Here is a 22,788-nt window from a genome sequence, read left to right as displayed (position 1 = left end):
GCAATCAGGCGAGCGCGAGCTAGACGCGCTGCATCTTGCCGTCCTTGTCAACGAACGGGAAGCCGAGGTGGCGCAGGAGCGCGCGGCCTTCCTCGTCGTTGGTGGCGGTGGTCACGAGCGTGATGTCCATGCCGCGGACGCGATCGATCTTGTCAATGTCGATCTCGTAGAACATGGTCTGCTCGGACAGGCCGAAGGTGTAGTTACCCGCACCGTCGAACTGCTTGTCGGACAGGCCACGGAAGTCGCGGATACGCGGGAGGGCGACCGTCAGGAGGCGGTCGAGGAACTCCCACATGCGGTCGCCGCGGAGGGTGACCTTCGCGCCGATCGGCATGCCCTCGCGGAGCTTGAAGTTCGCGATGGACTTCTTCGCGCGGCGCAGCTGCGGCTTCTGGCCGGTGATGGCGGTGAGGTCCTCGAGCGCGCCGTTGATCACCTTGGAGTCGCGGGCGGCGTCGCCGACACCCATGTTCACCACGATCTTGGTCAGGCCCGGGATCTGCATGACGTTGTCGTAGTGGAACTCGTCGTTGAGCTTGCCGCGGATCTCGTCCTGGTAACGGGTCTTCAGGCGCGGGGTGTAGTTCTGAATGCTCTCAGTCATTAGATGTCCTTCCCGTTCGACTTGGCGACGCGGACCTTCTTGCCGTCCTCGTCGAAGCGGTAGCCGACGCGGGTCGGCTTGCCCTCGGAATCCAGGATCATCACGTTGGAGACGTGGATCGGGGCCTCCTGGGTGACAATGCCGCCGGACTCTGCGCCGCGCTCCGTGTAGGAGTTGGCGACGTGCTTCTTGATGCGGTTCACGCCCTCGACGAGGACCTTGTCGCGCTGCGGGTACGCCTCGATGACGCGGCCCTGGGCTCCCTTGTCCTTACCGGCGATGACCTGGACCATATCGCCCTTCTTGATCTTCATAAGTTAGATCACCTCCGGTGCGAGAGACACGATCTTCATGAAGCGCTTGTCGCGCAGCTCACGGGCCACCGGGCCGAAGATGCGGGTACCGCGCGGCTCGGTGTCGTTCTTGATGATGACGGCAGCGTTCTCGTCGAACGCGATGTAGGAGCCGTCCGGGCGACGGGTCTCCTTCTTCGCGCGGACGACGACGGCCTTCACAACCTCACCCTCCTTGACGTTGCCGCCCGGGGCAGCTTCCTTCACGGTGGCGACGATCGTGTCGCCGATGCCGGCGAAGCGTCGGGTCGAGCCGCCGAGGACGCGGATGCACAGCAGTTCGCGCGCACCCGTGTTGTCGGCGACCTTCAGACGCGATTCTTGCTGAATCACAGTTGGTCTCCTGACCTGGGTCAATGTGCGCCAGATTTCCGTCCTGCACGCACGTGGTCAATGCTTTTCGGTGCCCATTGCTTATCGACGAACCTCGCGGGCCCGTTCCTCGCACACGAGGAGGAGCGCAGCGTGGTCGAAGGGTCTCGGATACTCCACTCGGAAACGCGCGTCGCACCCGACCAGCAGTAGACAACTGGGTTATTCAACCACGAGCTGGGCCGATTCCCCAAATCGCCCGCGGGCGCGGGCGTCCTCGTCCCGCCGTTAAGTATCACCTCTTGTACGGTGGTCGCCGTGAGTTTCTACGAAGCCGCCCCGCACGCCATTAAGAACAAGGTCGACCTGTTCACCCAGGAGCCCGCCCGTTTCGCCACCCGTGCCGTCCTCGCCGGCGTGTACCTCGGCATCATGACGGCGTTCGCCGCGTCCACCGCCCAGCTTCTCGACGTCTACGCCCCCGGCTGGGGAAAGTACGCCTTCGGCGGCATCTTCGCGTCGACGCTCTACATCATCATCGTGTTGCAAGGCGAGCTCGCCACCGGCGACATGATGTTCATGACGTACGGCGCCGTCCACAAGAAGAACGACCCGTGGCGGGGCTTCCTCCTCGTCGTATTTGTCACCTTCTTCAACCTCCTCGGCGCGGTGGCGATCTCCTGGCTGATCTCCAAGACGACGATGGGCCAGCACGTGGAGCCGGACGGGTTCCTCCACGATCTGCTCATGTCCAAGCTGCAGAAGGGCAGCGGCACCCTGTTCGTCGAGGCGATCCTGGCCAACATCGTGGTCAACATCGCGTTCATGCTGGCCACCCAGGCGGGCAAGGACTACAGCGCGAAGCTGTGGGGCGTCATCCTCATCATCCCGTCCTTCGCCACAATGAGCTACGAGCACTCTATCGCGAACTTCATCCTCACCTGCCTCGGCGGCTTCACCCTGGGCGCGGACGCGATCGAAGGGTTCACCGCCTGGAACGTCATGCGCAACTGGGTCATCGTGTGGCTGGGCAACTTCGTCGGCGGCGGCTTCATCATGGGCGGCATCTACGGCTGGCTCAACCTCACCAAGACGGACTACAAGGACTAGTGTCGCCCCGTCTGCCAGAATGGGACGGGTGAATACCCAGACCCCCGACGTCCTCGAGGCCGTGCGCGGCGTACGCGAGGCCGTCGCCGACACGTCGCTGCCTGTCGACGTCGCACCAGAGGCCCGCGCCATCGTCAACCAATTCGACGACTACGTCCTGCCCCGCCTGGCCAACCTCGACGCGCCGCTCCTCGCCGTCATCGGCGGCTCGACCGGCTCCGGCAAGTCCACGCTCGTCAACGGCCTGCTGCGCGAGCGCGTGTCCAACCCGGGCGTGATCCGCCCGACGACGCGCCAGCCGGTGCTCGTGGCCAACCCAGGCGACGCCGAGTGGTTCAACTCGCCACAGGTCCTGCCCGGGCTCACCCGCTCGCACGGGGCCGGCAACGAGCAGTCGACAACGCTTCGCGTCGTCGAGACGCAGCGCGTCCCCGAAGGCCTCGCCCTCCTCGACGCGCCCGACTTCGACTCCATCGACGACCAGAACCGCGCGCTTGCCTCCCAGCTCCTCGCGGCGGCGGACCTGTGGATCTTCGTCACCACCCCCGCGCGCTACGCCGACCAGCTGGTGTGGAACTTCCTCAACGACGCCGCCTCGCGCGGCATCGAGGTCGTCGTCGTGCTCAACCGCCTCGACGAGAAGGCCGCCCAGACCGTGCCGGACGACCTGCGGCGGATGATGAACGAGGCCGGCCTCGGCCAGGCCACCGTGTTCACGGTGCCGTTCGTCACGGACCTCGGCGAGGAAGCGCGCGGCGAGTTCCTCGGCGAGGAGCTCGTGGCCCCGCTGCGCGACTACCTCACCAGCCTCGCCGAAGACACCGTCGCGCGCCGGGATGTCGCCGGCAAGACCGTCGCCGGCGCGGTCGAGGCGGCGCTCGAGCGTGTCGACGCCCTCGTGGCCCGCCGCGAGCGCCAAGAGAACTTTGCCAACCAGCTCGACGCGGCGATCCACGAGTTCTACACCGCCGCCACGCGCCACGTCATCGACGCCACCTCCGACGGCCAGCTGCTGCGCAGCGAGGTGATGGACCGGTGGCAGGACGTCATCGGCACCTCCGACGTCGTCCGCGGGTTCGAGCGCTGGTTCTCGAACGCCGTGGACAAGGTGGGCAGCTTCTTCACCGGCGAGCCCGCGCCGCTGCGGGAAGTGGAGACGGAGATCGAGTCCGGCCTGCACGCGGTCATCGTGGACGCCGCGGAGACTGCAGCCGCGCGCGCCTGGTCCCACACCGGCGCGGTCGCCCCGGAGCTGCGCGCCGACGCCGACCCGGCGCTCGCCCGCGCCAGCGCGGACATTTCGGAGCAGGCGGCGCAGCTCGTGCGGGACTGGCAGCGCGCGCTTATCGAGCGTATCCAGGACACCGCCGGCGACAAGCGCCAGCGCGCCCGCATCATGTCCTTCGGCCTCAACGTGGTCACTGTCGCGCTCATGCTCGCCGTCTTCGCCTCCACCGCGGGCATCACGGGCGGCGAGGTGGCCATCGCGGGCGGCTCCGCCGTCGTGGGCCAGAAGCTGTTGGAAACCATCTTCGGCGAGGACACTGTGCGCCGCATGGTCACCGACGCGCGCAGCGACCTGAACGAGCGCCTCGGCGAGCTCTTCGCCGCCGAGCGCGACCGCTACCACGCACTCACCGACCCGCTCCTCGAGGGCGCGACCGCGGACCAGATCCGCGACGCGTCCGCGCAGGCGCGCCGCGCGGTGGACGTGAAGCTGCTCGGCGTCGCCCCGAAGCAGGAGCTCACGCGTATCGACGACCCTGCGGCCGAGTCCGTCGAGGAAAGCTTCCAAAACGGCACCCTGCGCGGCCTGTTCGACCAGCTACGCGGCACGTTCGGCAAGGGGGGCGACGGTGGCGCTGTTTAAGAAGCAGGCGGGGCTGGGCGAGCGCCTCGCCGCACTCGAGGAGGCGGCCCAGATCGGTGCGCCGTACCTCGCCCCGGAGCGCCGGGAGCGCCTTGAGCAGGTGGCGCACGCCGGCGCGCAACGCCGCGCGCTGAGCGCGGAGCACACCGTCGTCGGGTTCTTCGGCGCCACCGGATCCGGCAAGACGAGCCTGTTCAACGCCGTCGTCGGCGAGGACCTCGGCAAGGCCGCCGCGCGGCGCCCCACCACATCCTCCCCGCTCGCCGCCATCTGGCAGCCGGCGGGCTCCGAGGAGCTGCTCGACTGGCTCGGCGTCGAGGACCGCCGCGAACGCCCCGGCGAGTTCGCCCCCGGCGCGGGCCCCATCATCCTGCTCGACCTGCCCGACTTCGACTCCTTCGAACTGTCCAACCGCGCGATCGCGGAGCGCCTCGCCGGCCAGGTGGACGTGCTCGTGTGGGTCTCCGACCCCGAGAAGTACGCCGACAGCGTCATCCACAACGAGTTCATCCGGCCCCACGCGAACCACTCCGCGGTCACGCTCGCGGTGCTGAACAAGTCGGATCTGCTCGCCGCGCGCGACGTCGACACGGTTGTGGCCTCCTACGCGGGGCTGCTGCGTGACGACGGCCTCACCAACGTCCAGGTCGTCCCCACCTCCACGCTCACCGGCGCGGGTATCGACGACCTCCGCCGCGCCATCACCCGTGTAGCCAAGGCGCGCACGGCCCAGACCGCACGCATCGAGGCGGACATCGTCTCCGCCACGCAGGACTACGCGGGGGCGAGGGGCACCGGAGGCGTCGCTAAGCATGCGAAGCGCGACATGGACGAAGTACTCGCCCAGGCCGCGGGCGCGGACCGCATCGCGGAGACCACCGCCGCCGCGTACCGCAAGCGCCTGCACGAGCGCACGGGCTGGTTGCTTACCTCCTGGGTGACCAAGTTCAAGCCGGACCCGCTGCGTCGGCTGGGCCTGCGCGAGGCGCCCGACGAGCTCGGCGTGCACCGCACCTCGATGCCCGAGCTCGACGCGGCCTCGAAGGCGGTGGCGAACCGCGGCGTGCGCGACTACGCGGCCGCCGTCGCCGACGGGCTGCCGCACGAGTGGTCCGCCGCCGTCGCGGACCGCTCCGAGGAAATCTCGCGGTCCCTGCCCGCCGAGCTTGACCGCGCCGTCGCGCGCGCGGAGCTGCCCGCGGAGCCGTCGAAGGGGTGGAACGCGCTCAAGGTCGTGCAGTGGCTCGCGCTGCTCGCCGCGCTCGTGGGGGTGCTGTGGTATCTCCTCGTCGCGTTCGTGCCGGGCGCGCTCACTCCCCTGCTCGGTGACACGCTCGTCCCCGGCGTGGAGGGCTGGCCGATCCCGACGCTGCTCATCATGGCGGGCCTGCTCACCGGGCTGGTCATCGGCCTGGTCACCGCGGTGTTCGGCGGGATGCTCGGCTCCGGGGTGAAGCGCCGCACCCGGGCCGCGGTGCGCGAGCAGGTGGCGGCGGTCTCGCAGACTGCGGTCGCTGACCCGCTCTTGGCCATCCGCGCGGACTACGACCGCTTCGCCGAGCGCATCGCCGTCGCGGCGGGGTAGCCGGTACGGTCGGGGGCATGGCACGCATCCCGAGAGTCCTGTCCATCGCCGGCACCGACCCCACCGGCGGCGCCGGCGTTCAAGCCGACCTGAAGTCCATCGCGGCCGCCGGCGGCTACGGCATGAGCGTGGTCACTGCCCTGGTGGCCCAGAACACCCAGGGGGTGCGGGAGATTCACACGCCCCCGCAGGCCTTCTTGCGCGCGCAGCTCGACGCCGTCTTCGACGACGTCGACGTTGACGCGGTGAAGATCGGCATGCTCGGCGACGCGGAGACTACCGCCACCGTCGCTAACTACCTGGCCGCGCACCCTGTGCCGGTCGTGGTGGTGGACCCGGTGATGGTGGCCACCTCCGGCGACCGGCTGCTCACCGCCGACGCCGAGGACGCCCTGCGCGAGCTCGTCCGGGATCACGCCACCGTGACCACCCCGAACATCCCCGAGCTCGCGGTGCTGACTGGGCAGCCTGAGCCGGAATCCTTCGACGCTGCGGTTGCGCTGGGGCGCGAATACGCCCGCGAGGCGGGCGTGAGCGTGCTGGTCAAGGGTGGCCACCTGGACGGCAGCCTCGCCTCAAACGCGTTGGTCTCCCCCGACGGCGCCACCCACACCGCCGAGGTGCCGCGCGTTGACACCGAAAACACGCACGGCACCGGGTGCTCGCTGTCGTCCGCGCTGGCGACGCGGATGGTGCTGGACAGCGCCGAGGACGCCGTCACCTGGGCGTCGTCCTGGCTTCACGAGGCCATCGCCCACGCCGACGAGCTCCGCGTCGGCCGGGGCCACGGGCCGGTGCACCACTTCCACCGTCTCTACCGGCTCGCGGGCGGGGTGTAGCTACTCGGCGCCGACCACGGTAGAACCCGCGGCGGCAGCATCGCCCTCGGGGCGCTTCGGCTCCACGGCGAACAACGCGTCGCCCGCGGCGACATCCCCCGGCAGCAGCAGGCTCGGCAGCACGTCGCCGACCTTCTTGGTGTTGGACACCACCACCGGCGTGGTCGCCTCGTAGCCGGCGGCTTCAATGCCGGCAATGTCGAACGCGGCCAGCAGATCCCCTGCGCGAACCTGGTCGCCCTTTTTCACCTGCGGGGAGAAGTGCTCGCCCTTGAGGTTGACGACGCGCGCGGCTTGGACCGCTCTGCGCTGTTGGCGCTGGGGGCGGACGAGTGGCGCGAGATCCTCGATTTCGCCGCGCGCGCCGCCGCCATCACCGTCTCGCGCACAGGCGCCGATACGCCCTACCTGCACGAGCTGGGGTAGAGCGGCCCGCCCCAGACCTGTTCTGCGCGCCGCTCACGAATTTGCCGGATGGTATAGCGGCGCGCCCCCGCTGCTATACCATCAGGCTTTTACTGGAAATCATGTTCAACTTCACCTGGGTAAACACAAGGTTGAACGCGTGATCGTATAGTGCCGCTCGAGGCGCTGCTATACCATCACGCGGCCCGGCTACTCCACAGTGACGGACTTCGCCAGGTTGCGCGGCTGGTCCACGTTGAGGCCGCGCGCCTCGGCGACCGCGCAGGCGAAGATCTGCAGCGGGATCGTGGACAGCAGCGGCTGCATGAGGCCGGCGGTCTCCGGGATGCGGATGACGTGGTCGGCGTAGGCCACCACATCCTCGTCGCCCTCCTCCGCGATGACGACGGTCACGGCGCCGCGGGCGCGGACCTCCTGAATGTTGGAGACGACCTTGGCGTGCAGGTTGTTCCGCGAGCGCTTGGACGGCACGATGATGAACACCGGCTGCCCCTCCTCCACGAGCGCGATTGGGCCGTGCTTGAGCTCGCCGGCCGCGAAGCCCTCGGAGTGCAGGTACGCGACCTCCTTGAGCTTCAGCGCGCCCTCGAGCGCGACCGGGAAGCCGACGTGGCGGCCGAGGAAGAGCACGGACTTCGCGTCCTTCATGTCCTCGCCGAGCTGCTTGACTTGGTCCTCGTTGTCCAGCACGCGCTGGATCTTCTCCGGCATGTCTTGGAGCTCGGCGATGATCTGGCGGATCTCGTCGGCGTACTTGTCGCCGCGCACCTGCGCGAGGTACAGCGCGAGCAGGTAGGCGGCAACGATCTGGGAGATGAACGCCTTCGTCGACGCGACGGCGATCTCCGGGCCGGCGTAGGTGTACAGCGACGCGTCCGCCTCGCGCGGGATAGAGGAGCCGACGGTGTTGCAGATGGCAACGACCTTCGCGCCCTGCTCGCGCGCGTGGCGCACGGCCATCAGGGTGTCCATGGTCTCGCCGGACTGGGACACGGCCACCACGAGCGTGCGGTCGTTGACAATCGGGTCGCGGTACCGGAACTCGTGGGCGAGCTCCACCTCCGTCGGGATGCGGCACCAGTGCTCGATGGCGTAGCGCGCCACCTGCCCCGCGTAGGAGGCGGTGCCGCAGGCGACAATGATGATCTTGTTGATGGAGCGCAGCGTCGATTCGTCGATGCGCAACTCGTCAAGGGTGAGCTTGCCCTCCTCGTCAAAGCGGCCGTAGAGCGTGTCGCGCACGGCGGTTGGCTGGTCGTGGATCTCCTTTTCCATGAAGGAGTTGTAGCCGCCCTTCTCCGCGGCGGTGACGTCCCACTCGACGGTGAACGGCTTTGCCTCCGCCGGGTTGCCCTCGAAGTCGGTGACCTCGTAGCTGTCGGCGGTGATGGTGACAATCTGGCCGTTGTCCATCTCCACCGCGTTGCGGGTGAACTCGATGAAGCCGGCGACGTCCGAGCTGAGGAAGTTCTCCCCCTCGCCCACGCCGATGACCAGCGGCGAGTTCCAGCGCGCGGCCACGATGCGGTCCTGCTGGTCCGCGTGGATCGCGAGGAGCGTGAACGCACCCTCGAGGCGCTGGGCCGTGAGCTGCATCGCGCGGGTGAGGTCGCCACCCGCCTCGTTGTCGTAGATGTCCAGCAGCAGCGCGCCGGCGACCTCGGTGTCGGTCTCGGACTTGAAGCTATAGCCCTTATCGACGAGCTCCGCCTTGAGGTGCGCGAAGTTCTCAATAATGCCGTTGTGAACCACCGCGAGGCGGCCGTCGCCCACGACGTGGGGGTGCGCGTTCGCGTCGGTCGGGCCGCCGTGCGTCGCCCAGCGGGTGTGCCCGATACCGAGGTTGGATGCCGGGATCGGGTTGTCCGCGATCTCCGCCTCGAGGTCGGCGACCTTGCCGGCCTTCTTGCGGCACTCGATCGTGCCGTCGTTGACCACGGCGACGCCGGCCGAGTCGTACCCGCGGTACTCCAGGCGGCGCAACCCCTCGATAATCACATTCTTCGCGTCGCGCTCAGTCGTGCCCGAGCCCACGTATCCAACGATTCCACACATAATTCGGCATGGTACCTTGGCGCGCCGCCCCAGTTGCACCCGGCCAGCAAAAACCCCGCCCTGGTTTGCACCGGGGCGGGGTGATCGTCGAGAAGCAACTGCTCCTTAGCGGGCCTTCTCGATGATGTCGACGAGACGGAAGTGCTTGTCCTTGGACAGCGGGCGGGTCTCCTCGATGTGGACGAGATCGCCGATGCCGGCCTCGTTGTTCTCGTCGTGGGCCTTCACGCGGGTGGTGGTACGCACGATCTTGCCGTAGAGGGCGTGGGACTTGCGGTCCTCGACCTCGACGACGATCGTCTTGTCCATCTTGTCGGACACGACGTAGCCACGGCGGCGCTTCTGCAGGCCCTTCTCCTTGGGCTGCGCAGGGGTGTGCTTGTCGCCCTTGGTGGTGTTCTCGGTCACGTTTGCCTCACTCATTGTTATGCCTCAGCTCCCGTGGACTCGGGGACGACGGACAGGCCGAGCTCGCGCTCGCGCAGCACCGTGTAGATGCGAGCGATGTCGCGCTTCACGGTGGAGATGCGGCGGTTGTTGGTCAGCTGGCCCGTCGCGAGCTGGAAGCGCAGGTTGAACAGCTCTTCCTTCGCCTCGTTGAGGCGGGCCTTCAGCTCGTCGTCGGTGAGCTCGCGGAACTCAGATGCAGGGGTACCGGTTGCCATTAGAACTGGTCCTCCTTCTTGATCACGCGGACCTTGCACGGCAGCTTCGCGCCGGCGCGGCGCAGAGCCTCGAGTGCAACTTCCTCGTTCGGGTAGGACATTTCGAACAGGATGCGGCCAGGCTTGACGTTGGCCACCCACTTCTCCACCGGGCCCTTACCGGAACCCATACGCACGCCGAGCGGCTTCTGGGTCAGCGGGCGATCCGGGAAGATGTTGATCCACACCTTGCCACCGCGCTTGACGTGGCGGTTGATGGCGATACGTGCGGACTCGATCTGGCGGTTGGTGATGTACGCCGGCTCGAGCGCCTGCAGACCGTAGTCGCCGAAGGTGATCTTGTTGCCACCCTTGGACACGCCAGAACGGGTCGGGCGGTGCTGGCGGCGGTACTTCACGCGCTTAGGGATGAGCATGAATTAGCCCTCCTTCTTCTGCTCTGCACGCTGGCGGCGCTGGCCGCCGCGGCGCGGGCGACGGTCGCGGTCGCCACGGCCACCGCGATCGTTCTTCGGAGCGTTGAGCTCGGACTCGCGGACACCGCCCACGACGTCGCCCTTGTAGATCCACACCTTGACGCCGATGACGCCGAAGGTGGTGTGTGCTTCAGCCGTGCCGTAGTCGATCTCCGCGCGGAGGGTGTGCAGCGGCACGCGGCCCTCGTGGTAGCGCTCGACACGGGACATTTCCGCACCGCCGAGGCGGCCGGACGTCATAACCTTGATGCCCTTGACCTGCGGGTTGCGCATCGCGGACTGGATGGCCTTACGCATGGCGCGACGGAACGCGACACGGTTGACCAGCTGCTCGGCGATGGACTGCGCAACGAGAGTCGCGTCGGCATCGATGTTCTTGACCTCGATGATGTTGAGGGCGACCATCTTGCCGGTGAGCTTCTCCAGCTCGCGGCGGATGCGGTCGGCCTCGGCGCCGCGGCGGCCGATCACGATGCCCGGGCGCGCGGTGTGGATGTCCACACGCACGCGGTCGCGGGTGCGCTCGATGACGATGTCAGAGATGCCGGCGCGCTCGAGGTTCTTCTCGAGGTACTCGCGGATCTTGATGTCCTCGGCGACGTAATCGGCATAGTTCTTGTCGGCGTACCAGTGGGACTTCCAGTCGGAAGTGATACCCAGGCGCAGGCCGTGCGGGTGAATCTTCTGGCCCATTACTTGGCCCCTTCCTTGGACTCGACAACAACGGTGATGTGGGAGGTGCGCTTCCGGATCTGGAAGGCGCGGCCCTGGGCGCGCGGCTGGTAGCGGCGCATCGTCGGGCCCTCGTTGGCGTAGCACTCGGAGATAACGAGCGTGCGCGGGTCGAGACCGAAGTTGTTCTCGGCGTTGGCGGCCGCGGAGGCAACCACCTTCGCCACGTCCTTGGCGGCGTCCTGCGGCGCGTACTTCAGGATCGCGAGGGCCTCGGCGACGTCCTTGCCACGGACGAGGGCCAGCACGCGGCGGGCCTTCATCGGGGAGACGCGGACAAACTTGGCCGTCGCGGATGCAGTGGTGATCGTGTCAGCCATTGCTTATCGACGTCCCTTCTCTTGCTTGACGTGACCCTTGAAGGTCTTGGTCGGTGCAAACTCGCCGAGCTTGTGGCCGACCATGGACTCGTCGACGAACACCGGCACGTGCTTGCGACCGTCGTGGACGGCGAAGGTGTGGCCGATGAAATCGGGGAGAATGGTCGAACGGCGCGACCAGGTCTTGATGACCTGCTTGGTGCCAGCCTCGTTCTGAGCGTCCACCTTGTTGAGGAGGTGCTCGTCGACGAACGGGCCTTTCTTCAGGCTACGTGGCATGTCTGTTTACCTCCTCTTAGCGCTTCTTCGAGCGGCGGCGCCGCACGATCATGTTGTTGGAATAGCGGTTCGGGTTGCGGGTGCGGCCTTCCTTCTGGCCCCACGGCGACACCGGGTGGCGGCCACCCGAGGTCTTGCCCTCGCCACCGCCGTGCGGGTGGTCGACCGGGTTCATCACCACACCACGCACGGTCGGGCGCCAGCCCTTCCAGCGCATGCGGCCGGCCTTACCCCAGCGGATGTTGATCTGGTCGGCGTTGCCGACCTCGCCCACGGTCGCGCGGCAGCGGATGTCCACGCGGCGGATCTCGGAGGACGGCATACGCAGCACGGCGTACTTGCCCTCCTTACCCAGCAGCTGGATGGACGTACCGGCGGAACGTGCGAGCTTCGCGCCCGCGCCCGGCTTGAGCTCCACGGCGTGGATCGTCGTACCGGTCGGGATGTTGCGCAGCGGCAGGTTGTTGCCCACCTTGATGTCGGCATTCGGGCCGGACTCGACGACGGTGCCCTGGGTGAGGCCCTTCGGCGCGATGATGTAGCGCTTCTCACCGTCGTAGTAGTGCAGCAGCGCGATGTTCGCGGTGCGGTTCGGGTCGTACTCGATGTGCGCGACCTTGGCCAGCACGCCGTCCTTGTCGGAGCGGCGGAAGTCGATCACGCGGTAGCGACGCTTGTGGCCGCCGCCGCGGTGACGGGTGGTGATGTGGCCGTGGGTGTTACGGCCGCCCTTCTTCGGGAGCGGGCGCAGCAGCGACTTTTCCGGGGTCGTGCGAGTGATCTCGTCGAACGCGGAAACGGAGCTGGCACGGCGACCCGGAGTTGTCGGCTTGTACTTGCGAATAGCCATAGTTGTTCCTTTTCTATCGAGTCGTCTTAAGCGGTTGCGCCGCCGAAGATGTCGATGGAGTCGCTGCCCTCGCGGAGCGTGACGTAGGCGCGCTTCGTGTCCTTGCGCTGGCCGAAGCCGGTGCGGGAGCGCTTGCGCTTGCCCTCGCGGTTCGCGGTGTTCACGGAAGCGACGTCGACGCCGAAGATCTGCTCCACGGCAATCTTGATCTGGGTCTTGTTGGCCGACGGATCCACAAAGAACGTGTAGGTGTTCTGCTCCATCAGGCCGTAGCTCTTCTCGGAGAGCACGGGCGCGATGATGATGTCGCGCGGGTTCGCGATCTTAGCCATTTACTTCTCCTCCTCCGCAGCGGCGTTTGCGAGCGCCTTGTCGCGGTTGATGAAGGTGTGCAGCGCCTCGACCGAGAACACGACATCGTCAGCGTTGAGGACGTCGTAGGCGTTCAGCTGAGCCGGCTCAATGACGTGGACGCCCGGCAGGTTCCTTGCGGAGAGGCGGGAGTTCTGGTCATCACGGCCGATCACGAGCAGAACCGCCTTGCGGTCCGTGAGGCGCTCGATGAATGCGCGGGCGGACTTCGTCGACGGGGTCTGGCCCGGGACGAGATCCTCCACGACGTGGATGCGCTCGTTCTGTGCGCGGTTGGTCAAAGCACCCGCGAGGGCGGCCTTGATCATCTTCTTCGGCGTGCGCTGCGCGTAGGAACGCGGCTGCGGGCCGTGCACGGTGCCGCCGCCGGTGAAGTGCGGCGCACGGGTCGAACCCTGGCGAGCGCGGCCGGTGCCCTTCTGGCGGAACGGCTTCTTGCCACCGCCGGAGACCATGCCACGGGTCTTCGTCTTGTGGGTGCCCTGGCGCTTGGCAGCAAGCTGTGCGTTCACAACCTGGTGCATCAGCGCCACGGATGCCTCGCGGTCGAAGTACTCGGCCGGGAGCTCGACGGTGCCGTTGGTGGCCCCGTCAGCGGTGTGGACTTCAAGCGTCAGGTTCGTCATGCGTGAGCACCGCCCTTCACTGCGGTCTTGACGGTAACAACGGAACCCTTCGCGCCCGGGATGGCGCCCTTGATCAGGATGAGGTTGTTGTCGCCGTCGATGCGTTGGATCTTCAGGTTCTGGGTGGTAACGCGGTTGCCACCCATGCGGCCTGCCATGCGCGTGCCCTTGAACACGCGGCCCGGGGTCGCGCAGGCGCCGATGGAGCCGACGCGGCGGTGCGACGCCTGGTTACCGTGCGCGGCACCCTGGCCGGCGAAGCCGTGGCGCTTCATCGCGCCGGCGTAGCCGTGGCCCTTGGTGGTGCCGGCAACGTCGACGAAGGTGTCGCCCTCGAAGATGGTTGCGTTGAACTCCTGGCCGAGCTCGTACGCCGAGGTGTCGTCCATGCGGATCTCGGCGACGTAGCGGCGCGGGTTCACGCCAGCCTTCTTGAAGTGGCCGGCCTGCGGCTTCTTTGCCTTACGGGGATCGATGTCGCCGTAGGCGATCTGGATGGCGGAGTAGCCATCGGTTTCAGGGGTGCGGATCTGGGTGACCACGCACGGCCCAGCCTCGACGACGGTCACCGGGATAACTCGGTTGTCCTCGTCGAAGATCTGGGTCATGCCGAGCTTCTTGCCCAGAATGCCCTTGATCTGGTTGTCAGACATGTGTTAGTTCTCCACTACTTACGTCGGGATTGCTCTACTGGATGTTCACGTCGACGCTGGCCGGAAGGTCGATGCGCATGAGCGCGTCCACCGTCTTCGGCGTCGGGTCGAGAATGTCGATGAGGCGCTTGTGAGTGCGCATCTCGAAGTGCTCGCGAGAATCCTTGTACTTGTGGGGAGAACGAATCACGGCGTACACGTTCTTCTGGGTGGGCAACGGCACCGGGCCGACGACGCGGGCACCCGTGCGGGTGACCGTCTCGACGATCTTCTTCGCGGATGCGTCGATCGCCTCGTGGTCGTAGGCCTTGAGCCTGATGCGGATCTTCTGTCCCGCCACGCTTACCTCTTCCTCGCATCCCCACGTTCACCTCTCGCCTCGCTCGAAGTGAACGAAGTGAGACGAGATCGAAGCGGTGGGGTTTGTAGCTTCTAGTTTCTCTATAACGTTGTCCGGGCTGGGCCCTTGGCTCAACGCCAGTGTCGTTTTGACTGCCATGACACAACCGGAAGATGACCGCGCAAATAACTGCTGCTCAGTGCTTCCGCCGACCGGTGCTCGTCGATAAGCAACCGCTCAGGTGTCAGACTCGGAAGGGTGCGTGACCCTCGCGTACTGCCGCTGTTTATTTGCCATGGCCCTTCACCGGCCCGCCTTGCGGCGGATCCTCCGTCTTACGAAGGTGTCATGCTTGCCTAGCCACCGGCCGGTTTGACCCGGCCCATGTCAAGGCAACCTGGGTATTAAAACACAAGGTGGCCATCGACGCAAGCCTGCGTATCGACGACCTTTCGGCCCCCGCCAATTTCCCAAAGAACTGTGTACAGTTTGTATCCGAACCGTTCGTGTCCCGCGTCACCCCATAGGCGCGCGACGCCCTGGGACACGGCCGGCCCATTTGAAACACCTTTGAAAGGACCCGTCATGGCCGACAAGAACACCAACGAGAACACCCCGGCAACCTCCTCCACCGTCGTGGAGCCGGAGCAGACCCGCCCGCGCAACGAGAACCTCGAGACCGAGCACGGCAACACCGTCATCGACGACAACGTCGTGGGCAAGATCGCCGGCATCGCCGCCCGCGAGGTTTCTGGCGTGCACAACCTCGGCGGCGGCGCTGCCCGTATGTGGGGTGCTGTGCGCGAGTCCCTCACCTCCTCCACCAACGTCCAGCAGGGCGTGAACGTGGCGGTTGAGGACGGCCACGCTTCCGTCGCCGTTGCCATCATCGCCGAGTACGGCGTTGCCATCCACGAGCTGGCCAACGCGATCCGCGAGAACATCACCGTCGCCATCACCCGCATGACCGGACTCATCGTCGACCGCGTCGACGTCACCGTCCACGACGTGCACCTGCCGGAGCAGGAGACCACCGTCCAGGACGACGCCAACTACCAGGCCGTTAACCAGCCGGTGAACCAGCAGATCAACCAGTAGCCATGCCGTCCACCCCCGTTACCCGAGAGGTTGCGGAGGGCGTGCGCGACGCCGCGCTGGCCGTCGACGGGGTCAAGGCCCTGCACGGCGGCCGCCTCGGCGAGATTGCGACGTACCTGCCGAACGCGCGCGTCGAGGGCCTGCGGGCCATCTCGCGCGACGGCAGAGACGGCTTCGACGTGCACTTCGTCTACGACGTCGCCTGCGGCCGGACGGTCCAGGACGTCGCCGAGGACGTGCGCAACGCCGTGCTCGACGCCTCCGATGCCGCCTTCGTCGACGTCGTCGCCGGGGACGCGCAGTAAGCCGAACGCGCGACCGCGCTGGCGCCCGCTTCGCCCCACCTCACTGAACCGAAACGTGGTTTTCTCATGAATCTCTTTGCTAACAAGGCGCTCACCGGTGTGATCATTGGCATCGTCGTCGCCTTCTTTGTCACCTTCGGCGGATGGCCCGGCCTGCTCTGGCTGCTGCTGTTCACCATCATCGGCGGGGTTGTCGGTGCCCAGCTCGACGGCCGGCTCGACCTCACTGCCGCCATCAGCAACGGCAGCAGAGGCCGAAGCTAATGGATACGACCTTCTACCACATCAGCGAGCGCACCGTCGAGCGCGTGGCTGAGGTGGCGGCATCGACTGTGCCGGGTTGCCGCACGCTCGACGCCAAGCTCGCCGGCCTCGCCGGAAAGAGCTTCCCGCGGGTGAACGTGCGTCTCGACCAGACCTCGGGCACGGCCGCCATCGACGCCGAGATCGCGACGTTGTATCCCGCCCCCGTCGCCGCCATTTCCGATGCGGTGCGCGCGACGATCATCGCGCACGTTCGCACGCTCACCGGCTTGGACGTCTCGCGCGTCAGCATCGACGTCGCCAACGTCGAGTCCCTGGGCACGCGAGTGACGTGGGACGAGGTCGCCGAGCACGAGGCCTTTGTCATCCCGACGCCGATCCAGGTCTCCCCGACCCACGTGGTCCACCCCGTCACCTCGGAGCGCCGCGAACTCGACCCCGTCGTGGCTCGTTCGCTCGTCGATGACATGCGCAACGTCGTCGTGCCCGCGCCGCCCGCGGTCGAGCACCCCGAGACGCCCGCGCCTGTCACGCCCGAGTCCGTCGACGTGCCCGTGCCGGTGGAGCCCGTTGCTCCCGACGTGCCGGCGCCCGCTCGCCTCGTGCCGGTGACGACGCACCCGACGGAGGCGCGCGTGCCGTTCCCGCCGGAGCCCGTACGCCCGTGGATGCCGCAGGCCCGCGAGCCACAGCCGCGCCACCCGCGCGTGCCGGCGCCGAAGCCGCTCGACCGCATCAGCATCCAGCGCTTCGCCCGGCCGATCGACGTCTCGGCGCCTTCCATCAAGCCGCTTGAGCAGATCACCGTGCGCAGCGACCAGCCGAAGCCGATCACGGTAGAGCGCCACCAGCTCCAGCCGATCACGGTAGAGCGTCACCCGCTCACCCCGATCGAGATCGTGCCGGTGCAGCGCTCGGTGCCCGCCTCCCGGCCCGCGCCGGCGGCCGTGATCGTGCCCGTGCCGCCCGCTCCGAAGCCGCTCAAGGAAATCAAGATTGAACCGGTGGTGAAATACCATGACCGCTAACGCAACGCCCACCGCGGCCCCGGCGCCGCTCGGGCCGCACCCCGGCGACGAGCCGAGGGGTAACCCCGCCGCCCGCGGGCTCGCGGTTCTGACCAGCCTGCTGCTGCTCGCGCTCACGGGCGTGGCTCTGCGCGACCTCTGGTGCCACTACTACCGCAACGAGGCACCGTCCGACTCCTGGCTCGGCCAGACGTGGGACTACCTCGGCTCGTTTGTCACGGACGTCGCCCAGGTGACCCTCGGCATCGTCCTCATCATCGTCGGGCTCGTGCTCGTGTTCTACACCTTCAAGCCGCGCCCCCACGGCTACGTCCGCGTGAACTCCCCGGTTTCGCTGTGGACCCGCCCGGTGGACGTGGCGCGCAAGGCCACGAACACCGTGCGCAACGACCTCGGCGGCGAGCAGGTGCGCTCGAAGGCAGGCCGCAACCGCCTCAAGGTGGAGGTCGGCGACGACGGCACCGGCGCCGCGCTGCAGGAGCGCGTCACCCGCTCGCTGAACAACGAGTTCAAGAGCCTGGCCACCCCGCCCGCGGTCTCCGTGAAGCTGCTGCCGAACGCAACCGCGACGAACACGGCCGCGAACGCTGCGACGAACACAGCGGCCAACCCGGCCCCCGCCCCAGTCGCACCGGAGGTGCAGCGATGACCAAGACCCTCGGATTCTTCGACCGGCTGATCACGTTTTTGCTCGGCCTGCTGCTCATCTGCGTCGGCCTCGTGCCCATCGCGGAGTACTGGGACATCCCATACCTCTCCGACTGGGTCGAGGATCTCAACCGCCCGTGGCTTACCGAGTTCGCGTACGAGGACTGGTACATCAACGCGCTCATCGCCGCGTCGATCGTGCTGGGCATCCTCGGGCTGTGGATCCTGCTTGCAAACCTCCGCTCCCGCGCGTTCTCCAACCGCGGGATCTTACCGGCGGATCCGGAGCACGGCGAGACCATCGTGAACGTGCAGCGCGTCTCGGACGCCGCCTGCGACGCGCTCGAGCGCCTCGACGAGGTCGCGCAGGCCAAGTGCCGCGTCGCCATGGTCGGCCAGCGCCCGACGGCGACGTTCACGGTCACCGCGAACCCGAACTACCCCCTCGAGGACGCCATCCGCGTCGTCGAGGCGGCGGATCAGGACTTCCGCGTGGCTAACCACACCATGGAGATCGACACCGTGTGGAAGCTCAACCTCGACCGAGTCCCGGCCTAGGCCTCGAGCAGCAGCACGCGCTCCACACGCCCCAGCGACAGCGGCTCCCCGCCGCCCGCTGGGGCGATTTGCATGTCTTCCCCCGGCTCGCACCCAAGGATCGTCTCCCAGGCAACCCACCGCGAGCGCACTTCGCGTCCCACGGTCTCCCACACGCGGATGCGCTGCCCCACCACCGCGCGGCGCCCGTCCGCGAACTGCACGAGCCATCGCGCGTTGCCGATATCGCGCCTGCGCATCCCGCGTATCGACGGTGCACCTTCGGCCCCCACCCGCGCCACCAGCGACACTACGCCGAGGTGGTGTTCGACCCCGCCCTCGTCCGTGAGCACGAGCGGCAGGCCGGGCCCGGTCCTGCGCATCTGCGCGAACCGCCACACCGCGGGCATCCGGGCGCCGTCGACGGCGCTGCGCACGACCACGTAGGGTGGCGCAACGGTAACGAGCTGATCCGGGCCGATGGTGGTGATGGAGAGGGGGCCGGAGGTGGCGTCGATAAGCGACGGGTGCTCGCTCGAAAGCTCCCCGAGCATCTCCAGCAGCTCGGTGTCGCTCGTCCCCCACCGTAAGCCCCGGTTCTCGAGCACGCCGACGAGCTGCGCGAAGCTCAAGTCGGGCTGCCCCTCCCAAGCCTCCTGGAGCGCGGCGATGAGCTGGGGGATGCGGGTGGGGTCGTGCACACGGACAGCCTAGGGCATGCGAAAAGCCGCCGCCCAAACGGGCAGCGGCTTCAGGCTGTGCAGATCAGACGGGAATTAGTCGATGATCTTGGTCACGCGGCCAGCGCCGACGGTGCGGGAGCCCTCGCGGATAGCGAAGCGCAGGCCCTCGTCCATAGCGACCGGCTGGATGAGCTCGACGGTCATCTCAACGTTGTCGCCCGGCATGACCATCTCGGTGCCCTCCGGCAGCTTCACAACACCGGTCACGTCGGTGGTGCGGAAGTAGAACTGCGGACGGTAGTTGTCGAAGAACGGGGTGTGGCGGCCGCCCTCGTCCTTGGACAGGACGTAGACGGAACCCTCGAACTTGGTGTGCGGGGTGTAAGCGCCCGGCTTGATGACAACCTGGCCGCGCTCGACGTCCTCGCGCTTCAGGCCGCGGAGCAGCAGAGCGGCGTTGTCGCCAGCCTCAGCGGTGTCGAGGAGCTTGTTGAACATCTCGATGGAGGTGACGGTGGTCTTCTGCGACTTCTCGCGGATACCGATGATCTCGACCTCGTCGTTGAGGTTGAGCACGCCGCGCTCCACACGACCGGTGACCACGGTGCCGCGGCCGGAGATGGTGAAGATGTCCTCGATCGGCATGAGGAACGGCTTGTCGGTCTCGCGCTCCGGATCCGGGATGGAGTCGTCGCAGGCCTGCATGAGGTCGAGCACGGACTGAACCCACTTCTCGTCGCCCTCGAGCGCCTTGAGCGCGGAGATGTGGACGATCGGGGCGTCTTCGTCGTACTCCTGCTCGGCGAGCAGCTCGCGGACCTCCATCTCGACGAGCTCGATGATCTCCTCATCGTCAACCATGTCGCACTTGTTCAGCGCAACGAGGATGTACGGAACGCCCACCTGGCGGGCGAGGAGCACGTGCTCACGGGTCTGCGGCATCGGGCCGTCGGTCGCGGCGACCACGAGGATCGCGCCGTCCATCTGAGCAGCGCCGGTGATCATGTTCTTGATGTAGTCGGCGTGGCCCGGGGCGTCGACGTGAGCGTAGTGGCGCTTCGGGGTGTTGTACTCCACGTGGGAGATGTTGATGGTAATGCCGCGCTCGCGCTCCTCCGGAGCCTTGTCGATCGCGTCGAAGGCGAACGCCTTGTTCTCATCCGGGTAAGCGTCAGCCAGCACCTTGGTGATAGCGGCCGTGGTGGTGGTCTTGCCGTGGTCGACGTGACCGATGGTGCCGATGTTCACGTGCGGCTTAGTGCGCTCGAACTTTTCCTTTGCCACTGTATGTCCTCCTGGACTTCATGGTGGCTACGACCTTCGCAGCCACGTGGTTTTGCATTCGCCCCGCGTGCACGGGAGCCATTTCACAATGTGCCAGTTACAAGATCCTAGGTATCCAGAGGCCGTTTTTCAAACCGGCCGATCCGTTATCCCCGGACCAACCTAGAGGGTAACGGCCGACTCAGACACCGCCTTCGCCGCGGCTCGATGCCGCAATTGTCTCGGTGCCTCAGCCCGGCCGCTACCCCGCTAGGGCGAGCCCGTCGCCCCGGCCGGCCGCTGGCACGCGGCTCACCGGGCGGGCGTTCGGCTTAGTTGCCGTTGCGCTCGTCGATGATCTCCTGCGCGACGGACTGCGGAACCTCAGCGTAGGAGTCGAACACCATGGTGAAGTTCGCGCGGCCGGCGGTCGAGGAACGCAGGTCGCCGATGTAGCCGAACATCTCGGACAGCGGCACCTTCGCCTTGACCACCTTGGCGCCGGAGCGATCCTCCATGGCGTACACCTGGCCACGGCGGGAGCTGATGTCGCCGTTGACGGTGCCCATGTACTCCTCCGGGGTGACAACCTCGACGGCCATGAGCGGCTCGAGCAGGACCGGCTTCGCCTTCGCGACGGCCTCCTTGAGCGCCTGGGAACCGGCGACCTTGAACGCCATTTCAGAGGAGTCGACCTCGTGGTAGGCGCCGTCCTCGAGGGTGGCCTTGATGTTCACCAGCGGGAAGCCGGCGAGGTAGCCGTACTGCATCGCGTCCTGCACGCCGGCGTCGACGGACGGGATGTACTCCTTCGGCACGCGGCCGCCGGTGACGGCGTTCTCGAACGCGTACGTTGCGGACTGGCCCTCTTCCAGCTCCTCCGGATCCGGGTTGTACGGCTCGATGGTCATGATGACCTTCGCGAACTGGCCGGAACCACCCGTCTGCTTCTTGTGGGTGTAGTCGAGGTGCTCGACCTTCTTGCGGATGGTCTCGCGGTAGGCCACCTGCGGGGAGCCGATGTTCGCCTCGACTTTGAACTCGCGCTTCATGCGGTCGACCAGCACGTCGAGGTGCAGCTCGCCCATGCCGCCGATGACGGTCTGGCCGGTCTCCTCGTCGAGCTTGACAGTGAAGGTCGGGTCCTCCTCGGCGAGCTTCTGGATAGCGGTGCCGAGCTTCTCCTGGTCCGCCTTCGTCTTCGGCTCGATGGCCACCTGGATCACCGGGTCCGGGAAGTCCATGGACTCGAGGATGATCGGGTGATCCGGGTTGCACAGCGTGTCGCCCGTGGTGGTTTCCTTCAGGCCGATGAACGCGTAGATGTTGCCGGCGTCGGCGTGCTCGACCGGGTTCTCCTTGTTCGCGTGCATCTGGAAGAGCTTGCCCACGCGCTCCTTCTTGCCCTTCGTGGAGTTGAGCATCTGCTCCCCCGGGATTGCCTGGCCGGAGTAGACGCGTACGTAGGTGAGCTTGCCGAAGAACGGGTGCACGGCGATCTTGAACGCCAGCGCGGAGAACGGCTCATCGACGGACGGCTTGCGGGTGAGCTCCTCGGAGCCGTCCGCGGAGGTGCCGTGAACCTCGCCGATGTCCAGCGGGCTCGGCAGGTAGTCGACGACGGCGTCGAGGATCGGCTCGATGCCCTTGTTGCGGTACGCGGAGCCACAGAAGACCGGGTAGACCTCGGAGTTGACGGTGAGCTTGCGGATCGCGCCCTTGATCTCCTCCATGGTGAGCTCTTCGCCGCCGAAGTACTTCTCCATGAGCTCTTCGTCGGACTCGGCGACGGTCTCGAGCAGCTTCTCGCGGTACTCTTCGGCCTTGGCCTTGAGGTCGTCCGGGATCTCGGTGATCTGCGGCGGGGTGCCGGTCTCGACCTTGCCCGGCCACATGAGGGCCTTCATCTCGAGCAGGTCGATGACGCCGTCGAAGTCGTCCTCGGCACCGACCGGGATCTGCATAACCAGCGGCTTCGCGCCGAGGCGGTCGACGATGGTGCTCACGGTGAAGAAGAAGTCAGCGCCGAGCTTGTCCATCTTGTTGACGAAGCAGATGCGCGGCACGTCGTACTTCGCGGCCTGGCGCCACACCTGCTCCGACTGCGGCTCGACGCCCTCCTTGCCGTCGAACACGGCGACCGCGCCGTCGAGGACGCGCAGGGAGCGCTCGACCTCGACGGTGAAGTCCACGTGGCCCGGGGTGTCGATGATGTTGATCTGGTTGTTGTTCCAGAAGCAGGTCACCGCGGCGGAGGTAATGGTGATGCCGCGCTCCTTCTCCTGCTCCATCCAGTCGGTCGTCGCGCCACCGTCGTGCGTCTCGCCGACCTTGCGGTTGATGCCCGTGTAGAACAGGATGCGCTCGGTCGTGGTGGTCTTACCGGCGTCGATGTGGGCCATGATGCCGATGTTGCGGACCTTGGCAAGGTCCTTAAGCACTTCTTGTGCCACGTTGTTTACCCCAACTTTGAAGTCGTCGACGCCGTGCGG

At 66.9% G+C, this 22,788-nt stretch carries 30 protein-coding genes; 11 read left to right on the top strand and 19 right to left on the bottom strand.

Annotated elements, in window-relative coordinates:
• Positions 1 to 19: 19 nt before the first annotated feature.
• Genes rplE through rplN form a run of 3 tightly spaced genes read right to left on the bottom strand, consistent with a single transcriptional unit; the run spans position 20 to position 1,293 of the window.
• Positions 20 to 607 carry a 50S ribosomal protein L5 gene (gene rplE / locus CJEDD_RS02085; protein WP_042405295.1) on the bottom strand — a complete coding sequence of 196 codons (588 nt, stop codon included), beginning with the start codon at positions 605 to 607 and terminating at the stop codon, positions 20 to 22.
• Positions 607 to 921 carry a 50S ribosomal protein L24 gene (gene rplX, locus CJEDD_RS02080; RefSeq protein WP_042405297.1) on the bottom strand — a complete coding sequence of 105 codons (315 nt, stop codon included), beginning with the start codon at positions 919 to 921 and terminating at the stop codon, positions 607 to 609. The genes rplE and rplX overlap by 1 nt, the downstream gene beginning before the upstream one ends.
• Before the next feature lie 3 nt (positions 922 to 924).
• Positions 925 to 1,293, bottom strand: a complete 369-nt coding sequence (rplN, locus tag CJEDD_RS02075) for a 50S ribosomal protein L14 (RefSeq protein ID WP_042405298.1) — start codon at positions 1,291 to 1,293, stop codon at positions 925 to 927.
• A 297-nt stretch (positions 1,294 to 1,590) separates the two neighbouring features.
• Here rplN and CJEDD_RS02070 point away from each other — a divergent pair, with 297 nt between their 5' ends.
• From CJEDD_RS02070 to thiD, 4 genes are read left to right on the top strand one after another with little or no spacing between them, the layout of a single operon-like run.
• On the top strand, positions 1,591 to 2,382 hold the full coding sequence (locus CJEDD_RS02070) for a formate/nitrite transporter family protein (protein WP_042410090.1): 792 nt from the start codon (positions 1,591 to 1,593) through the stop codon (positions 2,380 to 2,382).
• Between the two features lie 28 nt (positions 2,383 to 2,410).
• Complete coding sequence (locus tag CJEDD_RS02065) at positions 2,411 to 4,252, top strand: GTPase family protein (protein ID WP_232297778.1); 1,842 nt, start codon at positions 2,411 to 2,413, stop codon at positions 4,250 to 4,252.
• Positions 4,239 to 5,837, top strand: coding sequence for a GTPase (locus CJEDD_RS02060; protein ID WP_332307895.1), 1,599 nt, complete (start codon positions 4,239 to 4,241; stop codon positions 5,835 to 5,837). Before CJEDD_RS02065 ends, CJEDD_RS02060 begins: the two co-directional genes overlap by 14 nt.
• A 17-nt stretch (positions 5,838 to 5,854) precedes the next feature.
• Positions 5,855 to 6,676: a bifunctional hydroxymethylpyrimidine kinase/phosphomethylpyrimidine kinase gene (gene thiD, locus CJEDD_RS02055; RefSeq protein WP_337956175.1), complete on the top strand. Its 822-nt coding sequence runs from the start codon at positions 5,855 to 5,857 to the stop codon at positions 6,674 to 6,676.
• Here thiD and CJEDD_RS02050 read toward each other — a convergent pair whose 3' ends face one another.
• Positions 6,677 to 6,925: a PTS glucose transporter subunit IIA gene (locus CJEDD_RS02050; RefSeq protein ID WP_042408247.1), complete on the bottom strand. Its 249-nt coding sequence runs from the start codon at positions 6,923 to 6,925 to the stop codon at positions 6,677 to 6,679.
• 12 nt (positions 6,926 to 6,937) lie between these two features.
• Between CJEDD_RS02050 and CJEDD_RS02045 the strand changes: the two genes are divergently transcribed.
• Positions 6,938 to 7,102, top strand: coding sequence for a hypothetical protein (locus CJEDD_RS02045; protein WP_232297735.1), 165 nt, complete (start codon positions 6,938 to 6,940; stop codon positions 7,100 to 7,102).
• A 189-nt stretch (positions 7,103 to 7,291) separates the two neighbouring features.
• Here the strand turns inward: CJEDD_RS02045 and glmS are convergent, their stop codons facing one another.
• The 12 genes from glmS to rpsJ form a co-directional block, all read right to left on the bottom strand.
• On the bottom strand, positions 7,292 to 9,157 hold the full coding sequence (gene glmS, locus CJEDD_RS02040; RefSeq protein ID WP_042408250.1) for a glutamine--fructose-6-phosphate transaminase (isomerizing): 1,866 nt from the start codon (positions 9,155 to 9,157) through the stop codon (positions 7,292 to 7,294).
• 105 nt (positions 9,158 to 9,262) lie between these two features.
• Positions 9,263 to 9,580: a 30S ribosomal protein S17 gene (gene rpsQ, locus CJEDD_RS02035; protein ID WP_042408253.1), complete on the bottom strand. Its 318-nt coding sequence runs from the start codon at positions 9,578 to 9,580 to the stop codon at positions 9,263 to 9,265.
• 2 nt (positions 9,581 to 9,582) lie between these two features.
• Positions 9,583 to 9,822: a 50S ribosomal protein L29 gene (rpmC, locus tag CJEDD_RS02030; RefSeq protein WP_042408261.1), complete on the bottom strand. Its 240-nt coding sequence runs from the start codon at positions 9,820 to 9,822 to the stop codon at positions 9,583 to 9,585.
• Positions 9,822 to 10,238 carry a 50S ribosomal protein L16 gene (gene rplP / locus CJEDD_RS02025; protein ID WP_042408264.1) on the bottom strand — a complete coding sequence of 139 codons (417 nt, stop codon included), beginning with the start codon at positions 10,236 to 10,238 and terminating at the stop codon, positions 9,822 to 9,824. The genes rpmC and rplP overlap by 1 nt, the downstream gene beginning before the upstream one ends.
• Before the next feature lie 3 nt (positions 10,239 to 10,241).
• Entirely contained in the window at positions 10,242 to 10,991 is a 750-nt protein-coding gene (rpsC, locus tag CJEDD_RS02020; RefSeq protein WP_042408267.1) for a 30S ribosomal protein S3, read from the bottom strand.
• On the bottom strand, positions 10,991 to 11,350 hold the full coding sequence (rplV, locus tag CJEDD_RS02015; RefSeq protein WP_042408271.1) for a 50S ribosomal protein L22: 360 nt from the start codon (positions 11,348 to 11,350) through the stop codon (positions 10,991 to 10,993). Before rplV ends, rpsC begins: the two co-directional genes overlap by 1 nt.
• Before the next feature lie 3 nt (positions 11,351 to 11,353).
• The gene (rpsS, locus tag CJEDD_RS02010; RefSeq protein ID WP_042408274.1) at positions 11,354 to 11,629 is read right to left on the bottom strand and encodes a 30S ribosomal protein S19; all 276 of its coding nucleotides are present in this window, start codon (positions 11,627 to 11,629) and stop codon (positions 11,354 to 11,356) included.
• A gap of 16 nt (positions 11,630 to 11,645) precedes the next feature.
• On the bottom strand, positions 11,646 to 12,479 hold the full coding sequence (gene rplB, locus CJEDD_RS02005; RefSeq protein ID WP_042408277.1) for a 50S ribosomal protein L2: 834 nt from the start codon (positions 12,477 to 12,479) through the stop codon (positions 11,646 to 11,648).
• 26 nt (positions 12,480 to 12,505) lie between these two features.
• Positions 12,506 to 12,811: a 50S ribosomal protein L23 gene (gene rplW / locus CJEDD_RS02000; RefSeq protein WP_042408280.1), complete on the bottom strand. Its 306-nt coding sequence runs from the start codon at positions 12,809 to 12,811 to the stop codon at positions 12,506 to 12,508.
• Positions 12,812 to 13,477 (bottom strand): 50S ribosomal protein L4, encoded by a 666-nt coding sequence (gene rplD / locus CJEDD_RS01995; protein WP_042408282.1) that lies wholly within the window; start codon positions 13,475 to 13,477, stop codon positions 12,812 to 12,814.
• A complete protein-coding gene (gene rplC / locus CJEDD_RS01990) occupies positions 13,474 to 14,130 on the bottom strand; it encodes a 50S ribosomal protein L3 (RefSeq protein WP_042408284.1) in 657 nt (218 codons plus the stop codon). Before rplC ends, rplD begins: the two co-directional genes overlap by 4 nt.
• 34 nt (positions 14,131 to 14,164) lie before the next feature.
• On the bottom strand, positions 14,165 to 14,470 hold the full coding sequence (gene rpsJ, locus CJEDD_RS01985) for a 30S ribosomal protein S10 (protein WP_034997227.1): 306 nt from the start codon (positions 14,468 to 14,470) through the stop codon (positions 14,165 to 14,167).
• A 585-nt stretch (positions 14,471 to 15,055) separates the two neighbouring features.
• Between rpsJ and CJEDD_RS01980 the strand changes: the two genes are divergently transcribed.
• The 6 genes from CJEDD_RS01980 (at position 15,056) to CJEDD_RS01955 (ending at position 18,371) form a co-directional block, all read left to right on the top strand.
• Positions 15,056 to 15,568 (top strand): Asp23/Gls24 family envelope stress response protein, encoded by a 513-nt coding sequence (locus tag CJEDD_RS01980; RefSeq protein WP_042408286.1) that lies wholly within the window; start codon positions 15,056 to 15,058, stop codon positions 15,566 to 15,568.
• Positions 15,569 to 15,570: 2 nt separating this feature from the next.
• Entirely contained in the window at positions 15,571 to 15,873 is a 303-nt protein-coding gene (locus CJEDD_RS01975) for a hypothetical protein (RefSeq protein ID WP_042408289.1), read from the top strand.
• A gap of 66 nt (positions 15,874 to 15,939) precedes the next feature.
• On the top strand, positions 15,940 to 16,137 hold the full coding sequence (locus CJEDD_RS01970; protein ID WP_042408292.1) for a hypothetical protein: 198 nt from the start codon (positions 15,940 to 15,942) through the stop codon (positions 16,135 to 16,137).
• The gene (locus CJEDD_RS01965) at positions 16,137 to 17,165 is read left to right on the top strand and encodes an Asp23/Gls24 family envelope stress response protein (protein ID WP_042408296.1); all 1,029 of its coding nucleotides are present in this window, start codon (positions 16,137 to 16,139) and stop codon (positions 17,163 to 17,165) included. Before CJEDD_RS01970 ends, CJEDD_RS01965 begins: the two co-directional genes overlap by 1 nt.
• Positions 17,155 to 17,814: a hypothetical protein gene (locus CJEDD_RS01960; RefSeq protein WP_052333833.1), complete on the top strand. Its 660-nt coding sequence runs from the start codon at positions 17,155 to 17,157 to the stop codon at positions 17,812 to 17,814. Before CJEDD_RS01965 ends, CJEDD_RS01960 begins: the two co-directional genes overlap by 11 nt.
• Positions 17,811 to 18,371 carry a hypothetical protein gene (locus CJEDD_RS01955; RefSeq protein ID WP_042408300.1) on the top strand — a complete coding sequence of 187 codons (561 nt, stop codon included), beginning with the start codon at positions 17,811 to 17,813 and terminating at the stop codon, positions 18,369 to 18,371. The genes CJEDD_RS01960 and CJEDD_RS01955 overlap by 4 nt, the downstream gene beginning before the upstream one ends.
• Here CJEDD_RS01955 and CJEDD_RS01950 read toward each other — a convergent pair.
• From CJEDD_RS01950 to fusA, 3 genes are all read right to left on the bottom strand, one after another.
• Positions 18,368 to 19,051: a hypothetical protein gene (locus CJEDD_RS01950; RefSeq protein ID WP_273657590.1), complete on the bottom strand. Its 684-nt coding sequence runs from the start codon at positions 19,049 to 19,051 to the stop codon at positions 18,368 to 18,370. The genes CJEDD_RS01955 and CJEDD_RS01950 overlap by 4 nt on opposite strands.
• 75 nt (positions 19,052 to 19,126) lie before the next feature.
• Positions 19,127 to 20,317: an elongation factor Tu gene (gene tuf, locus CJEDD_RS01945; protein ID WP_042406241.1), complete on the bottom strand. Its 1,191-nt coding sequence runs from the start codon at positions 20,315 to 20,317 to the stop codon at positions 19,127 to 19,129.
• Between the two features lie 311 nt (positions 20,318 to 20,628).
• Positions 20,629 to 22,749 (bottom strand): elongation factor G, encoded by a 2,121-nt coding sequence (gene fusA / locus CJEDD_RS01940; RefSeq protein ID WP_042406239.1) that lies wholly within the window; start codon positions 22,747 to 22,749, stop codon positions 20,629 to 20,631.
• Between the last annotated feature and the right edge of the window lie 39 nt (positions 22,750 to 22,788).

The organism is Corynebacterium jeddahense, from assembly GCF_028609865.1.
Taxonomy (GTDB): Bacteria; Actinomycetota; Actinomycetes; order Mycobacteriales; family Mycobacteriaceae; genus Corynebacterium; species Corynebacterium jeddahense.
The sequence above is the reverse complement of the archived record's forward strand: the minus strand, read 5'-3'. Positions and strand labels throughout refer to the sequence as shown.

Excerpts from the sequence above, each read along its gene's own strand:
- CJEDD_RS01960 (WP_052333833.1), top strand. The coding sequence starts at position 17,155 with ATGACCGCTAACGCAACGCCCACCGCGGCCCCGGCGCCGCTCGGGCCG.
- rplB (WP_042408277.1), bottom strand. The coding sequence starts at position 12,479 with ATGGCTATTCGCAAGTACAAGCCGACAACTCCGGGTCGCCGTGCCAGC.
- CJEDD_RS01980 (WP_042408286.1), top strand. The coding sequence starts at position 15,056 with ATGGCCGACAAGAACACCAACGAGAACACCCCGGCAACCTCCTCCACC.
- rpsQ (WP_042408253.1), bottom strand. The coding sequence starts at position 9,580 with ATGAGTGAGGCAAACGTGACCGAGAACACCACCAAGGGCGACAAGCAC.
- rplX (WP_042405297.1), bottom strand. The coding sequence starts at position 921 with ATGAAGATCAAGAAGGGCGATATGGTCCAGGTCATCGCCGGTAAGGAC.
- rplV (WP_042408271.1), bottom strand. The coding sequence starts at position 11,350 with ATGGCTGACACGATCACCACTGCATCCGCGACGGCCAAGTTTGTCCGC.
- CJEDD_RS01965 (WP_042408296.1), top strand. The coding sequence starts at position 16,137 with ATGGATACGACCTTCTACCACATCAGCGAGCGCACCGTCGAGCGCGTG.
- rpsC (WP_042408267.1), bottom strand. The coding sequence starts at position 10,991 with ATGGGCCAGAAGATTCACCCGCACGGCCTGCGCCTGGGTATCACTTCC.
- CJEDD_RS01975 (WP_042408289.1), top strand. The coding sequence starts at position 15,571 with ATGCCGTCCACCCCCGTTACCCGAGAGGTTGCGGAGGGCGTGCGCGAC.
- rplP (WP_042408264.1), bottom strand. The coding sequence starts at position 10,238 with ATGCTCATCCCTAAGCGCGTGAAGTACCGCCGCCAGCACCGCCCGACC.
- rplD (WP_042408282.1), bottom strand. The coding sequence starts at position 13,477 with ATGACGAACCTGACGCTTGAAGTCCACACCGCTGACGGGGCCACCAAC.
- thiD (WP_337956175.1), top strand. The coding sequence starts at position 5,855 with ATGGCACGCATCCCGAGAGTCCTGTCCATCGCCGGCACCGACCCCACC.
- CJEDD_RS01955 (WP_042408300.1), top strand. The coding sequence starts at position 17,811 with ATGACCAAGACCCTCGGATTCTTCGACCGGCTGATCACGTTTTTGCTC.
- rplE (WP_042405295.1), bottom strand. The coding sequence starts at position 607 with ATGACTGAGAGCATTCAGAACTACACCCCGCGCCTGAAGACCCGTTAC.
- glmS (WP_042408250.1), bottom strand. The coding sequence starts at position 9,157 with ATGTGTGGAATCGTTGGATACGTGGGCTCGGGCACGACTGAGCGCGAC.
- CJEDD_RS01970 (WP_042408292.1), top strand. The coding sequence starts at position 15,940 with ATGAATCTCTTTGCTAACAAGGCGCTCACCGGTGTGATCATTGGCATC.
- rplC (WP_042408284.1), bottom strand. The coding sequence starts at position 14,130 with ATGTCTGACAACCAGATCAAGGGCATTCTGGGCAAGAAGCTCGGCATG.
- rpmC (WP_042408261.1), bottom strand. The coding sequence starts at position 9,822 with ATGGCAACCGGTACCCCTGCATCTGAGTTCCGCGAGCTCACCGACGAC.
- rpsS (WP_042408274.1), bottom strand. The coding sequence starts at position 11,629 with ATGCCACGTAGCCTGAAGAAAGGCCCGTTCGTCGACGAGCACCTCCTC.
- rplW (WP_042408280.1), bottom strand. The coding sequence starts at position 12,811 with ATGGCTAAGATCGCGAACCCGCGCGACATCATCATCGCGCCCGTGCTC.